A 13,807-nucleotide genomic window follows, 5' to 3' on the forward strand; every position below is an offset into this window, starting at 1 on the left:
GAAACGTCTTGAAGGGCAAATCCGGTTTCGATGCGGAATTCGATGTCGTCGTGGTCGGCGGCGGCTCGGCCGGCTGCGTGCTGTCGGCGCGGCTGACGGAAAATCCAAAAGTGTCGCTGTGCGTCATCGAGGCCGGCGGACGCGATCGCAATCCCTGGATTCACATTCCGATGGGCTTTGGAAAACTGGTCCCGAACCCGAAGATGAACTGGGGTTACGAAACCGAACCCGAACCGGGTCTGGGCGGCCGAACCGTGATCTGGCCGCGCGGCAAGGTTTTGGGCGGCTCCGGCTCCATCAACGGCCTCGTCTTCCTGCGAGGCGCGCCCAGCGACTACGACGAATGGCAGCGCTTAGGTGCGCGTGGCTGGGGCTACAATGACGTACTGCCCTATTTCAAACGGATGGAGCACAGCGTTGATGGCGCCAACGAATGGCGCGGCACCGGCGGTCCGATGACGGTGTCGAACATCAAACGCCCTTCGACGGCGGCGAAGGCATTCGTCGAGGCCTGCGAGCGCCTGCAATATCAGCGCAACCCTGATTTCAACGGCGAGCGTATTGACGGAGTCGGCTTCGCGCCGCTCAACGTCCACAATGGCTGGCGCCGCTCGACGGCGGTCGGCTATCTCAAGCCGAACCTCAGCCGCAAAAATCTCGAACTGATGACGAAGACCCGCGTCCGCCGCATCCTGTTCGACGGAAACCGCGCCATCGGCGTGGAGGTCGAACGCGACGGCCAGATCCAGCGCATCGGCGCGCGACGCGAGCTCATCGTCTCAAGCGGCGCGATCAATTCTCCGGTGCTGTTGCTCTCCTCCGGCATTGGCCCGGCCGCAGAACTGGCAAAGCTCGGCATCGACGTGAAATGCGACCTGCCCGGCGTCGGCAAGAATCTGCAGGACCATTATCAGTCGAGCTTCACATTCAAGACCAACGCGACCGATACCTTGAATGAAGCCGTGATGAGCCCGGCCAAGTCGGTCAAGCTCGCGCTCGAATGGCTGCTCAGGGGGTCCGGACAACTCTCGGTCGGCGCGACCGAAGCGACGCTGTTTGCGAAATCGGACCCTTCCGAACCGGTGCCTGACATCCAGTATCAGTGCCTCAATTTTTCGACTGACGGGTTCAAGAACGGGCTGCATCGGTGGCCGGGCTTTACCTTCATCTTCAGCGTCTGCCGGCCGAAGAGCCGCGGTGAAATTACGCTGCGCGACGCGGAGGGCCGGGCGCCGCCGCGCATCCGCGCCAACTATATGACCGACCCCGATGATATGCGGATCATGCTGGCAGGCTTTCGCATTGCCCGGCAAATCGTCGCGACTGAGCCTTTCCGATCGCTGGTGGTCGAACAGATCAGGCCCGGTCCCGAGGTCACCAGCGACGAACAGGCCACCGATTATATCAGGAATATCGGCTCGACCGTCTATCATCCCTGCGGCACCTGCCGGATGGGCGAGGATGACGGGGCCGTCGTCGATAGCCAGCTCCGCGTTCGCGGCATCGACGGTCTGCGGGTCGTCGATGCGTCCGTCATGCCGGCGATGCCCTCGCCGAACATTCACCCGGCGACGATCATGGTCGCAGAGAAGAGCTCCGATATCATCGCCAGCGCGCTGGCGAACTGACGCTGGCGAGCTGACGCGAAAACTCGACTGCGATCAATTCGTCTGCGCCGCCGGCACCTTGATTTCCTGCGGCAGGATGATGGCGGCGACGATCACCAGGAGGCACAGCGCGCCAAACGCCTGCAGCATGGTGACAAAGCCGCCCTTCTCGTACAGCCACGCCACGAGGCCAACAGAGGCGCCCGCCGCCGTAAAGCCGATGAAGTATCGCACCGAATAGGCGCGCGAGCGCCATTCATCGGTGGTGTACTTGCCGACCATGGCGTCGTTCACCGTGACCTGACCGAACGCGCCCATCACGATGCCGATCGAGGCGATGATCAGCGGCAGGTTCGACAGCGTCGCCGCGAAATACAGGAATGGCGCAAGCAGGAACGACAACGGCAGCATCACGGTCTTGAGTGAGTAGTGATCGATCAGCTTGCCGATGGTGTACTGCGTCATCGCGCCGAACACATAGACGCCGGCCGCGATGACGCCGAGCAGCGCCGGGCTCGCGGTCAGGTCGGCCAGCCGCTCCGCGAACAGCTTTGGCAGTGCCACGGTGACGGCGTTGAAGGTGGTCGAGATCGCGATCACGACGATCAGCAGCGCCAGGATCACCCGCCACATGTCCTCTTTGGCGATGCGCGCCTGCGCCGCCGCCTGCCTGGAGCCGGTCCGGTCCTCGTGCACGACAAGCATGGCGAAGGCCACGCCGATCAGCATGGTGACGACACCCGGCACGATGAAGGCCCAGCGCCAGCCGAGATATTGCCCGATCACGCCCGTGACCAGCGCCGACGACGCCACGCCGAGATTGCCCCAGACGCCGTTCAGGCCCATCTCGCGGCCGAGCTTGTCGGCATAGGACACGATCATGGCGGTGCCGACGGGGTGATAGATCGAGGCGAACAGGCCGATCGAGAGCAGCACCGCGCCGAGCTCCAGCGGGGTCCGCACGAAGCCGACCGCGATCATCGAGGTGCCGATGCCGGCAAAGAAGATCACCATCATGTGGCGGCGGCTCCAGCGGTCGCCGAGCCAGCCTGTTATCAGCGAGCCCGCGCCGAAGGCGACGAAGCCCGGGGTGGCGTAAGGCAATAGCTCCGAATAGGCCATGCCGAATGCCGGCCCCATGATGATGACCGCGGCGGCAAAGATCAGCATCGCGTAATGATCGATGAAATGGGCGGCGTTGACGAAGCTGATCACCCGGCTGGGGCTGTTCATGGTCTGGTCCAGTCCTTGGCGCTTGTTGGGCGTTTCTTGGCAGGCGGGTCCCGGTCAGAGGCCTGGGCCCGAATCCCGCAACTTTCCAAAATAGGTTATAGGGGGTTGTCCTGACGGGATGTCGCCAATGAATATCGCCGAAAAGCCAATCGCCGCCATTATCGGGCGCCGCATCTCGACCGGCGACGGCGTCCACTTGATCGCCAACAACTACAAAAAGGGCTTCCGGATCGACACCCACATGCACCGCGAGGCGCAGCTGGTTTACGCCGCCCGGGGCACCATGCAGGTCACCACCCCGAAGGGCCGCTGGCTGGTGCCGCCCGACCGCGCGGTCTGGGTGCCGGCGCGGCTGGCGCATGCCATCGACGTGCTCGCCGACATCGAAATGCGTACCCTATATTTCGACCTCGACTGGCTGGCCCGCGAGGACCGCAGCGAGAGCCTCGGCTCAGAGTTCGTGGTGCGGGTGTCGCCGCTGTTGCATCAGGCAATTCTGGCGCTGTTCGACGAGCACACTACGGCCGAGCGCACTGGCCTGCTGGTCAAACTCGCAATGCTGGAGCTGCACCAGGCCGAAGATTCCGCGACCTTCATCCCGCTGCCGCACGAGCCGCGCTGCCGGCGCGCCGCCGACATCGTGCTGTCGGATCCGACCGGCGCCCATGAGATCGAAACGCTGGCGCGCGAGGTCGGCACCTCGGCGCGGACGCTGTCGCGGCTGTTTTCGGCCGAGACGCAACTCAGCTTCAAGAGCTGGTGTCAGCGCGCCCGTGTCGCGGCCGCGATCGAAAAACTCTCCACCGACGCCAACGTCTCGGTCAAGCAGCTGGCTTCCGACCTCGGCTATGCCAGCGTACCGGCGTTTTCGCACGCCTTCCGGCAGGTCACCGGCAAGACGCCGACCGAATTTGCGGAAAAGGCGTGAATTATACCTTCGTCGAAGCCTGACATATTTCCGTACGACCCATGCGCTTGAATAAGATCGGCCGCGCCCTAGATTCGATGTAAGGTTCGGCATCACCTCCGGAATCGACTTAGCCCATGGCCAACGCCTTCTTCTCCGACCTGCTTTCGACGATTTCCGAACGCGGCCGTACGCTGCTTCGGCGCGGCGGATCTTCGGATACCAAGGAAGACGCCTCCGAACTGCTTGAACTGTGCGAGGCGCTGCTGTCGGGCCGCGGCGAGGCTACGGGCACCGCGATGGCCCGCGAAGTGCTCGATCGCTACCATGACCTCGACACAGCCGGCCGGCTTTCGTTCTTTGCCGCCCTCGCCCGCGACTACGGTCCCGACCGCGAACGGCTTTCGCGGGCGATCGAGAGCTGGCGCGCGCAGCCGAGCGACGCCGACGCCAGCGATCTTCATTTTGCTTCCGAGCCACGGCGCCAGGAACTGGTGCGCCGGCTCAACCGCGCGCCGGGCGGCACCAGCGACCTGGTGGCGATGCGCGCCGACCTGCTTTCGCTCATGAAGGGCAACAAGGATCTGGCAGCGCTGGACCGCGACGTGGTGCATTTGCTGTCTTCTTGGTTCAACAGGGGATTTCTCGTGCTGCGCAGGATTGACTGGTCGACGCCAGCGAACATTCTGGAACAGATCATCCGTTATGAAGCAGTGCATGAAATCCACGACTGGAACGATCTGCGCCGCCGCATCGACCCGATCGACCGCCGCTGCTACGCCTTCTTCCATCCGCAGCTGACCGACGAGCCGCTGATCTTCGTCGAGGTCGCGCTGACCGAAACGATCCCGACCGCGATTGCGCCGCTGCTCGCCGCCGAACGCCAGCCGGTGGCGATCGAGCGTGCCCGCACCGCCGTGTTCTATTCGATCTCGAACACCCAGAAGGGACTTGGCGGCATCTCGTTCGGCAGCTTCCTGATCAAGCAGGTGGTCGAGGAATTGCGGCGCGAATTGCCGAAGCTCGACACCTTCGTGACGCTGTCGCCGGTGCCGGGCTTCATGCAGTGGCTGAAGGAAGCCGACGACGTTCCCTTGTCCGACGAGGAACGAACGCTGCTGGAAAAGCTCAACCAGCCCGGCTGGTTCGAGAACGCGGAGACCACCACGCAACTGCGCGCGGTGATCGAGCCCTTGGCCGCGCATTATTTTCTCAAGGCCCGCACCTCAAAAGGCCGGCTGATCGATTCGGTGGCGCGCTTCCATATCGGCAACGGCGCGCGGCTGGAGCGGATCGACTGGCTCGGCGACCTCTCGCCGAAGGGCGTTCGCGAGTCCGCCGGCATCATGGTCAATTACCTCTACCGGCTCGACGACATCGAAAAGAACCACGAAGCCTACGCCAACCAGGGCGAGATCGCCGCCTCCAGCGCGGTGAAGAAGCTGCTCAAGACCGAGGGCCGGCGGCTGCTGGACATGCGGCTGTCGTAGCGCAGACGGGCCGTTCCATCACCGTCATTGCGAGGAGCGAATGCGACGAAGCAATCCATGCTTCCTCGCGGGCAGATGGATTGCTTCGCTTCGCTCGCAATGACGCTGGGGCGAAGAGCACCGCTCACGCAACAAGTAGCTTCAACCAGCCTCAGATCTTGTATTCGTAGAGCAACCGGGCGCGGATGGTTCCCTCCAGCGCCCGGATGTCCGCGAGCACGCGCTGGCCGTCGGCGGCGGAGGCGTCGGCGTCGAGCACGACATAGCCGACGTCGTGATCGGTCTCGTAATATTGCGCGGCGATGTTGACCGAGTGGCGCGCCAGCACTTCGTTCAAACGGCCCAGCATGCCCGGCAGATTGCGCTGCACCTGGATGAACCGCGTGCCCGACGGCCGCGGCGGCAGCTGGACCTGCGGGAAATTGACGGCGCCCATGGTGGAGCCGGAATCGCTGTAATCGACCAGCTTGCGCGCCACCTCGGCGCCGATGCGCTCCTGCGCCTCTTCGGTCGAACCGCCGATGTGCGGCGTCAGAATGACATTTTCCAGGCCCTGCAGCGGCGAGACGAAGCGATCCGCATTCGAGCGCGGCTCGACCGGGAAAACGTCCACCGCGGCGCCACGAAGCCTGCCTTCGCGCAGCGCGTCGGCGAGCGCCTCGAGGTCGACGACGGTGCCGCGGCTGTTGTTGATGAAATACGCGCCCGGCTTGATCGCCGCGATCTCCTCGCGCCCGATCATCCCGGCCGTGGCCGGCGTTTCCGGCACGTGCAACGACACGACGTCGCTTTGCGCCAATAGCTCATGCAAACTCGCGACCGGCTCGGTATTGCCGTGGCGAAGCCGGTCCGTGTGATCGTAGAAGATGACCTTCATGCCCAGCGCTTCGGCAAGATTGGAGAGCTGCGAGCCGATATTGCCGTAGCCGATGATGCCGAGCGTCTTGCCCCTCACCTCATAGCTGTCGTTGGCGGACTTGTCCCAGCGCCCCTGATGGGCGGCGTTGGAACGCGCCACGATCCGGCGCAGCAGGATGACGATCTCGCCTATCACCAGTTCGGCTACGCTGCGCGTATTGGAAAACGGGGCGTTGAACACCGGAATCCCGCTGCGGCGCGCGGCGTCGACATCGACCTGGTTGGTGCCGACGCTGAAGCACCCGATCGCGATCAGCCGGTCCGCGGCTTCCAGTACATCCGGGGTGATCTGCGTGCGGGAGCGGATGCCGAGCAGATGCACGCCCTTGATGGCTTCCTTGAGCGCATCGCCTTCCAGCGCCTTGGACAGGCGCGTCATGCTGGAATAACCGGCAGACTCGATCAGCTGCACGGCGCTGTCGTTGACGCCTTCGAGCAGCAGGACCCGGATCTTGTCCTTTGCGAGCGAGAGTTGGGGGAGCTTACTGGTCAAGATCGCGGCGTCCTTCAGCGATAGAAATGGATGATTGATCTATGCCGTCATTGCGAGCGAAGCGAAGCAATCCATTCTTTCTTTTTGTGGCGAGATGGATTGCTTCGCTTCGCTCGCAATGACGAATGCGACAGGACCGCCTCAGGACGACGCCTTGTCCCGGAAGTACGGCTCGACCGGGCCATGAACCTTGATCGTCAAGGGATTGCCGAAGCGGTCCTTGGCATTCCCCGCAGTGACGCGGATCCAGCCCTCGCTGATGCAGTATTCCTCGACATTGGTCTTCTCGGCGCCCTTGAAGCGGATGCCGACGTCACGCGACAGCAGTTCTTCGTTGTAGTAGGGGCTGCTCGGATTGGTCGACAGGCGGTCGGGGAACGCGTCGGTTTCGGTTTTCTCGTTCATAGCAGTGCCTCGATTTCTCTTCTCAGTGCTTCAGGTGTCACGGTCGGGGCATGGCGTCCCACCACCTTGCCCGAACGGTCGACCACGAATTTGGTGAAATTCCATTTGATCGACGAGCCCAGCAGGCCCGATCGTTCGTGCTTCAGGTATTCATACAGCGGGTGCGCCTTGCTGCCGTTGACGTCGATCTTGGCGAACATCGGAAACGTCACGTGAAATCTGGTTTCGCAGAACGCCTCGATTTGTTTGGCGTCGCCCGGCTCCTGCGCGCCGAACTGATTGCAGGGAAAACCGAGCACAGCAAAGCCGCGCGGCGAAAGTTCGCGGTGCAGGGCTTCCAGGCCCTTGTATTGCGGCGTGAACCCGCAGGCGCTGGCGGTGTTGACGATCAGCAGCACCTGACCCTCGAACCGCCTGAGCGGAACCTCTTCGCCGGCCAGCGACTGCGCCGTGAAATCATAGATAGCTGACATCGAATTCCTTCGGTCTCTTGTTTGACGCGTTTTCTTTACGCGAACCGGTGTCCACTTCGCTTGAAAACGCTCTGTTAGCTTGCCGGATCGATCGCCGCCGACGGCGTTCCGCCGGCCTCGATCGCCTCGCCGGCGGCAAGGCAGAGATCCTCCCGGTAACGGCCGGAGACCAGCTGAACGCCGACCGGAATCCGTCCCACCAGCCCCGTCGAGACCGTTAGCCCGGGCAGGCCCATGAAGGGAATGGCAATCTGCGGCAATTGGGCGTGCCACACCCTCGCAAAAGACGCCTCGTCCTTGCGGTCGAGGTGATCGGGGAACGGCAATTCGCCGGATACCGGCATCAGCAGCACCGGGTATTGTTCGAAGAATTCCAGCCATTCACGGGTCAGAGTCGCGCGCCGGGTCAGCGCCTTCGAGAAATCAGCAGCATCGAACGGAAACACTTTTGTCCGGCTGCCGCGCAGACAGACCAGCGCACCGGGATCGCCCTCACGCTCGGCGGCCGCCAGCTGCGCCTCATAGCTGTCACCGAGCCAGAGCTTGGTCTGCAGATCGGCGGGCTCGCGCAGCGGCGGTGTATTGGTGATTTCCTCGACGATCCAGCCCGCGCGCTCCAGCCGCTTGCCGGCGTCGGCAACGGCGGCTTTCACTTCCGGTACGGGATCGAGGCCATCAGGATTGAGGCACATCGCGACGTGCTTTTGCACCGGCGGGCCTTCCAGCGGCGCCGGCACCCACCAGGGATCGCGATAATCCCGGGCCGACATCGCCGCCAGGGCAATCCTGATATCGCCGATGGTCCGGGCCAAGGGTCCGGAAACCGCGCTGATCTGGGGACCGATGGTGCGCTCGGGGAGCGCGGCGTTGAACGCCGGAATCCGGCCCATCGTCGGCCGCAGGCCATGGACGCCGCAGGCATAGGCCGGGTAGCGGATCGAACCCGCGATATCGGTGCCGTGCGCGATATGCCCGATGCCGGCCGCGACCGCGGCACCCGCGCCGCCGGAGGAGCCGCCCGGCGTGATGCCGGGATCGCGGGGATTTTTGGTATCGCCATGCACGAGATTGGTAGTGAACCAGCGATAGGAAAAGGCCGGGCAATTGGTCCGCCCCAAAATGACGGCGCCGGCCTTGTAGAGATTATCGATCACGGGGCTGTTGGTCGTAGCAATCGCGTCGCGCTGCAGCTTCAGGCCGTTGGTGGTGGCAAAGCCCGTCTGGTCGATATTGACCTTCACGGTAATGGGTACGCCGCCCAGGGGGCCGACATCTTCGCCCCGCCCGATCGCGGCATCGATCGCCGAGGCCTGCGCCAGCACCTCGGCCGGCTTGTGGTCGACCACGGCATTAATCTTGGGATTGACCGCGTCCAGCCGCGCCAATGCGGATGTGGCCGCCTCCGTTGCCGAGACCTTTTTTGTCTTGATCAGCGAGGCCAGCTCCGCGGCCGACAGGCGCCAGATTTCTTGCATGGGAAACTCCGTTTGACCGCCTTGTAGCGCCGCGCGAACGGCAACGCCAGCCGGGGCCGTGCACGAAGGTTTAGCGCAAATGGGCTATGAAATGAGCGAGATCGGCGATCTGCTCTGATGTGATCGGGCCCATCACGTCGGCCATGCTGCCGTCATAGCCGTGGCGGCTATTGTCCTTGTATTCACTGAGCGTCTTGGCGAGATAATCCTCGCGCTGGTTGGCGATCCGCGGCACGTTTTCCTTGCCGGAATAATCCGGGTTGTGACAGCTGTTGCAGCGATGCTGCTGCCCCAGCGCCTGGCCGCGCTGCATCCGCGCGGGATCGCCGGCCTCAGCTGGTGGTGTGGGTTTGGGTATCGTGGCGATGAAATCGGAGAAGGTGCGCAGATCGTCGTCGGTCAGCGCTTTCGCCATCTCGTTCATCGGCTCGAAGCTGCGCAGCTTCTCGCGAAACATGAACAGCTGGATCAGCGTGTAAGGCGCCTGCTGCGCGCCGAGCGAGGGCGTGTTTTCGGTCAGGGATTGTCCGCGCTCGCCGTGACAGGCCAGACACGGCGCGATGCGATCCTCGAAGGTTTCCGCGCTTGCCACTGAGGCGATCAGGCTGAACGCCAGCGCCGTTATTGTTCTATGCATCGGGCTTCCAGGAATGCCTGTCATTCCGGGGCGATGCGCAAGCATCGAACCCGGAATCTCGAGATTCCGGGTCTGGTGCTAACGCACCATCCCGGAATGACCACGTAGCTTGTTCGTCGCGTTGCTCCTCGCAATGACGAACTTCAATCACTTAGCGCCAGCAACCTTCTGCTTGCCATAGGTGATGCGATAGACGGCGCCGTTGTAGTCGTCGGAGACCAGCAGCGAGCCGTCCTTCAGCTGCAGCACATCGACCGGGCGGCCGATGTACTTGTTGTCCTCGACGAACCCGGTGAGGAACGGCTCGACGGACTTGACTGACCCGTCCTTGTTCAGCCTGGCGATGAGGACGTCACCGCCAACCTTCTTGGTCCGGTTCCACGAACCATGGCGGGCGATGAAGATCGCGTTCTTGTAGGACTTCGGGAACATGTTGCCGGTGTAGAACCGCATGCCTAGCGCCGCGGAATGCGGGCCGAGCAGGCCGACCGGCGCGATGTAGTCGCTGCAGGATTTTCCCCAGCCGAATTCGGGATCGACGATGTTGCCCTGCAGGCAGTAGGGCGCGCCGAAATGTTCGCCGACCTTGGTGATGCGGTTGAGCTCATCCTCCGGCAGGTCCTCCGACATCCAGTCGCGGCCGTTGTCGGTGAAATAGAGCTGCTTGTTCTCCGGATTCCAGTCGAAGCCGACGGTGTTACGCACGCCCCTGGCGATCACTTCGGCGCCGGAGCCGTCGAGATTGATGCGCTTGATCAGGCCGTGGGCGTCGCTGTGCAGCACGTTGTTGCCGGGTTGCCCGACCGGAATGTATAGCTTGTTGTCGGGGCCGATGCCGATGAACTTCCAGCCGTGGGCTTCATCCTTGGGCAGATCGGAATAGATCACGGTCGGCTTCGGCGCATTGTCGAGATTGTCCTCGATCTTGTCGATCCTGGAGATCTTCGACAGTTCGGCGATGTAGAGCGTGCCGTTCTTGAACGCGAGGCCGTTCGGACGATAGAGGCCGGAGGCGATCACCTTCACCGAGCGCTTGCCGTCCTTGTTGACGACGGCATAGACCTTGTCGATCAGGCGGGTGCCGGCAAACACCGTGCCCTTGTCGCCTTCGATCAGCGAGCGCGCGTTGGCCATCCCGGCGGCGTAGACTTCGATGTTGAAGCCGGCCGGCACCTTCAGCTTGGCGGTCGGCAATTTGTCGGGCGCGGCGGGGATCGGCGGCGGTGCGATCGGTGCGAGCTTGGCGGCGGCTTCGTTATCGGTAGGCCGGCCGATCAAGGGCGAGCCCGGCGGAAGCGGGGCTGCGGCTGCCGGCGCCGCACCTGCCGCAGGCGGCGTGGCGGGCTGCTGCGCTGCAGCGTTCAATGTCAATGCACCGAAAAAAGCACCGGCCAGCAACAGGCTGCGCGGCGCCGACGAATAGCTCATCATGGCATTCTCCCTGACGGGAGCCTTATCCTCGCGCGGCAACATGATCCGCCGGTGGCCCCCCGGGCGGCACTCTCTAATATTTGTCCGTACATTTGCAATCGGAAAACATCGCTGACCAATGATCCACCGTCATTCCGGGATGGTCCGGACCAGACCCGGAATCTCGAGATTCCCCGGTGCGCAATTGCGCACCTGAGGTTCGATGCCGCGCATCGCCCCGGAATGACATCGTCCGTTTCAATGCCGGGTGATGGAGCGATCCGGCGTGTCGAGAATGGCCTCCGTGAACGGAAACTCGAGCACGATCTCGCCCTCGTCGTCGGTGACCTCGATGGTCGCGTTCAGCAGCGCGCCGTCAGTCCCTTCGGTCTTGAGCAGTTCCCGGATCATGGCGCGCGCCATTTCCCAGGCGCGGTCGGGATCCCGCAGCACTTCGCCATCGGGATCGGAAATCAGCTCATCGCCGATACGGGTGTTGAAAAAATAGCGTGGCATCGGCGGTAACCTACTCCATGGATGCCCCGCAGCCGGGGGCCAGCCCATTTTCACAAGTTCTTTATCTGAAGCCGGCAGCGCTCCATCGAACGGAAAATCAGCATTCGTGGCGTTGCGATCAACCCGGAAACGCTTGATCCCACGCCGTTTTGACCGCGGGCCTTCGCACAAAAACGTGAATTATCTCGCGATGCAACATGAAACACGGAAGGCATGCGGCAAAAAGATTTCACTGGCGAACTTTCTGATCCGCAGTACCTTATCTCCGAGGGCGGAGTTCGTCCGGTATCAAAAGGAGCGCTTAATGGCCTGGAAAGCACCGAAAATCGTCGAAGTGCCGGTCGGCATGGAAATCAACATGTATGCGTGCGCCGCCCGGAAGTAACCGGCAGCGATCGCCAAGGCTTTAGCGAGGTGGATCTTTGGGCCTGACACGTTCCCGAACGCGGAACTGTGTCTTTGGCCCGGATCCACCTCGTAGCGTTTTGACCTTACCGTTTGTGCCCAAGTTTTGAATTTGCCAGGAGACGGATCATGCTTCGCGTCGTCGTCCTGGGCGCCGCGGCGGGTGGCGGCGTTCCGCAGTGGAACTGCGGATGTCCGGTGTGCCGGACGGCCCGCAACGAACATCCCGAACTCCAGAGCACGCAGGCCTCGATCGCGGTCAGCGCCGATGGCGAGCACTGGTTCCTGATCAACGCCTCGCCGGATCTGCGCCAGCAATTGACCGCGACGCCGCAGCTTCATCCCAGGGCAGGCCAGCTCCGTCACAGTCCGATCGCGGGCGTCATCCTGACCAATGGCGAGATCGACGCGGTCGCAGGCCTGTTGTCGATGCGCGAGGGATCGCCCTTCACCCTCTATGCGCATGAGCGGGTGCTTGCGATCCTCAAATCCAACAGCATCTTTAATGTGCTGAGCGAAAAGAACGTGAAACGCCAGCCGATCGCCGTCGACCAGGCGTTCGAACCTGACTTGCCCGATGGTTCGCCATCCGGCATCGAAATCCTCCCCTTCCAGGTTCCCGGCAAGGGCGCGTGGTATCTCGAAGGCAAGGCGCATCCAGCCGGCGGCGGTGGTGTGGGCGATACGCTCGGGCTTCGCATCCTGGACAAGACAAGCGGCAAATATCTCTATTTCCTTGCCGCCTGCGCGCGGGTGACCGACGATCTGAAGGCGCGGCTGAAAGGCGCCGCACTGGTGTTCTTTGACGGCACGGTGTGGCGCGACGACGAACTGGTTGCCGCGGGCCTCGGCAACAAGACCGGACAAAGCATGGGACACATCTCGATGTCAGGCGAGGACGGCGCGATCGCAAGCCTTGAAGGACTCGACATCGGGCGCAAGATGTTTTTGCATATCAACAACTCCAACCCCGCCTTGCTGCACGGCTCGGACGAGCGCAAAACCGCCGAGCAGGCCGGCTGGCACATCCCCGCCGATGGAATGGAGATCACACTGTGAGCGTCGTGCCCATCACCAGAATGACCGCGCTATCGATCGGCAAAGGCATTTCGCTCAATAACGCCGAGGAACTGGAGGCAACGCTGCGCCACATCGGCGCGACGCGCTATCACAATCTGCATCCGTTCCACCGGCTGCTGCATGGCGGCAAGCTCAACAAAGGCCAGGTGCAGGCTTGGGCGCTGAACCGCTATTTTTACCAGAGCACGATCCCGCTCAAGGATGCGATGGTGATCACGCGGTTCCGCGACCGCGCGACCCGCGTCGAATGGCGGCACCGGATCGAGGACCACGACGGCGATCTCGGCTCCGAAGGCGGCATCGAGCGCTGGCTCAAGCTGACCGAGGGCCTCGGGCTCGACAGCGCCTACGTGGAATCGACCGAAGGCATCCTGCCCGCGACGCGCTTTGCGGTGGAGGCCTATGTGCATTTCTGCCGCGACAAGACGCCGCTCGAGGCGATCGCCTCCTCGCTGACGGAACTGTTCGCGCCGAACCTGCATGAAGAGCGCATCTCGGGCATGCTGCAGCACTATGATTTCGTCAATCCCGACATCATGAGCTATTTCAGCCGTCGCCTGCAGCAAGCACCGCGCGACGCCGGTTTCGCGCTCGACTACGTCAAGGCGCACGCCAGGACGCCGGCGGAACGCGAGGTGGTCTGCAACGCCCTGATCTTCAAGACCAATGTGCTATGGGTTCAGCTCGATGCGCTGTATCATGCTTATGTCGACGGCCACATACCGCCCGGCGCGTTCGTGCCCCAAGGGGACTGAAGC

14 protein-coding genes are annotated in these 13,807 nt (G+C 62.9%); 6 read left to right on the forward strand and 8 right to left on the reverse strand.

Annotated features, from left to right (window positions below; all coding sequences use genetic code 11):
• Positions 1 to 8 precede the first annotated feature (8 nt).
• On the forward strand, positions 9 to 1,628 hold the full coding sequence (locus tag JQ629_RS04020; protein WP_212411343.1) for a GMC family oxidoreductase: 1,620 nt from the start codon (positions 9 to 11) through the stop codon (positions 1,626 to 1,628).
• A 33-nt stretch (positions 1,629 to 1,661) separates the two neighbouring features.
• Here the strand turns inward: JQ629_RS04020 and JQ629_RS04025 are convergent, their stop codons facing one another.
• Positions 1,662 to 2,840 (reverse strand): MFS transporter, encoded by a 1,179-nt coding sequence (locus JQ629_RS04025; protein WP_212411345.1) that lies wholly within the window; start codon positions 2,838 to 2,840, stop codon positions 1,662 to 1,664.
• Positions 2,841 to 2,967: 127 nt separating this feature from the next.
• On the opposite strand from JQ629_RS04025, the gene JQ629_RS04030 reads away from it, so the two are divergent.
• A complete protein-coding gene (locus tag JQ629_RS04030) occupies positions 2,968 to 3,768 on the forward strand; it encodes an AraC family transcriptional regulator (protein WP_249134801.1) in 801 nt (266 codons plus the stop codon).
• Positions 3,769 to 3,884: 116 nt separating this feature from the next.
• A complete protein-coding gene (locus JQ629_RS04035) occupies positions 3,885 to 5,237 on the forward strand; it encodes a malonyl-CoA decarboxylase (RefSeq protein ID WP_212411348.1) in 1,353 nt (450 codons plus the stop codon).
• Positions 5,238 to 5,388: 151 nt separating this feature from the next.
• Here the strand turns inward: JQ629_RS04035 and serA are convergent, their stop codons facing one another.
• The 7 genes from serA to JQ629_RS04070 all read right to left on the reverse strand — a co-directional run bounded on the left by serA (position 5,389) and on the right by JQ629_RS04070 (position 11,564).
• Positions 5,389 to 6,648: a phosphoglycerate dehydrogenase gene (gene serA / locus JQ629_RS04040; protein ID WP_212411351.1), complete on the reverse strand. Its 1,260-nt coding sequence runs from the start codon at positions 6,646 to 6,648 to the stop codon at positions 5,389 to 5,391.
• Between the two features lie 141 nt (positions 6,649 to 6,789).
• Complete coding sequence (locus JQ629_RS04045) at positions 6,790 to 7,053, reverse strand: DUF3297 family protein (protein WP_212411352.1); 264 nt, start codon at positions 7,051 to 7,053, stop codon at positions 6,790 to 6,792.
• Positions 7,050 to 7,526 carry a glutathione peroxidase gene (locus tag JQ629_RS04050; RefSeq protein WP_212411354.1) on the reverse strand — a complete coding sequence of 159 codons (477 nt, stop codon included), beginning with the start codon at positions 7,524 to 7,526 and terminating at the stop codon, positions 7,050 to 7,052. The genes JQ629_RS04045 and JQ629_RS04050 overlap by 4 nt, the downstream gene beginning before the upstream one ends.
• 74 nt (positions 7,527 to 7,600) lie before the next feature.
• Positions 7,601 to 9,001, reverse strand: a complete 1,401-nt coding sequence (locus tag JQ629_RS04055) for an amidase family protein (protein ID WP_212411355.1) — start codon at positions 8,999 to 9,001, stop codon at positions 7,601 to 7,603.
• Positions 9,002 to 9,071: 70 nt separating this feature from the next.
• A complete protein-coding gene (locus JQ629_RS04060) occupies positions 9,072 to 9,638 on the reverse strand; it encodes a c-type cytochrome (RefSeq protein ID WP_212411356.1) in 567 nt (188 codons plus the stop codon).
• A gap of 147 nt (positions 9,639 to 9,785) precedes the next feature.
• Positions 9,786 to 11,069: a PQQ-dependent sugar dehydrogenase gene (locus tag JQ629_RS04065; RefSeq protein ID WP_212411357.1), complete on the reverse strand. Its 1,284-nt coding sequence runs from the start codon at positions 11,067 to 11,069 to the stop codon at positions 9,786 to 9,788.
• 237 nt (positions 11,070 to 11,306) lie between these two features.
• The gene (locus JQ629_RS04070; RefSeq protein ID WP_192740088.1) at positions 11,307 to 11,564 is read right to left on the reverse strand and encodes a DUF6894 family protein; all 258 of its coding nucleotides are present in this window, start codon (positions 11,562 to 11,564) and stop codon (positions 11,307 to 11,309) included.
• Positions 11,565 to 11,868: 304 nt separating this feature from the next.
• On the opposite strand from JQ629_RS04070, the gene pqqA reads away from it, so the two are divergent.
• The 3 genes from pqqA to pqqC all read left to right on the forward strand — a co-directional run bounded on the left by pqqA (position 11,869) and on the right by pqqC (position 13,804).
• Positions 11,869 to 11,949 (forward strand): pyrroloquinoline quinone precursor peptide PqqA, encoded by an 81-nt coding sequence (pqqA, locus tag JQ629_RS04075; protein ID WP_012029362.1) that lies wholly within the window; start codon positions 11,869 to 11,871, stop codon positions 11,947 to 11,949.
• A gap of 149 nt (positions 11,950 to 12,098) precedes the next feature.
• Positions 12,099 to 13,028, forward strand: coding sequence for a pyrroloquinoline quinone biosynthesis protein PqqB (gene pqqB, locus JQ629_RS04080; RefSeq protein WP_212411358.1), 930 nt, complete (start codon positions 12,099 to 12,101; stop codon positions 13,026 to 13,028).
• A 20-nt stretch (positions 13,029 to 13,048) separates the two neighbouring features.
• On the forward strand, positions 13,049 to 13,804 hold the full coding sequence (pqqC, locus tag JQ629_RS04085) for a pyrroloquinoline-quinone synthase PqqC (RefSeq protein ID WP_249134813.1): 756 nt from the start codon (positions 13,049 to 13,051) through the stop codon (positions 13,802 to 13,804).
• Positions 13,805 to 13,807 lie beyond the last annotated feature (3 nt).

It is taken from the genome of Bradyrhizobium sp. AUGA SZCCT0222 (assembly GCF_018130205.1).
Taxonomy (GTDB): domain Bacteria; phylum Pseudomonadota; class Alphaproteobacteria; order Rhizobiales; family Xanthobacteraceae; genus Bradyrhizobium.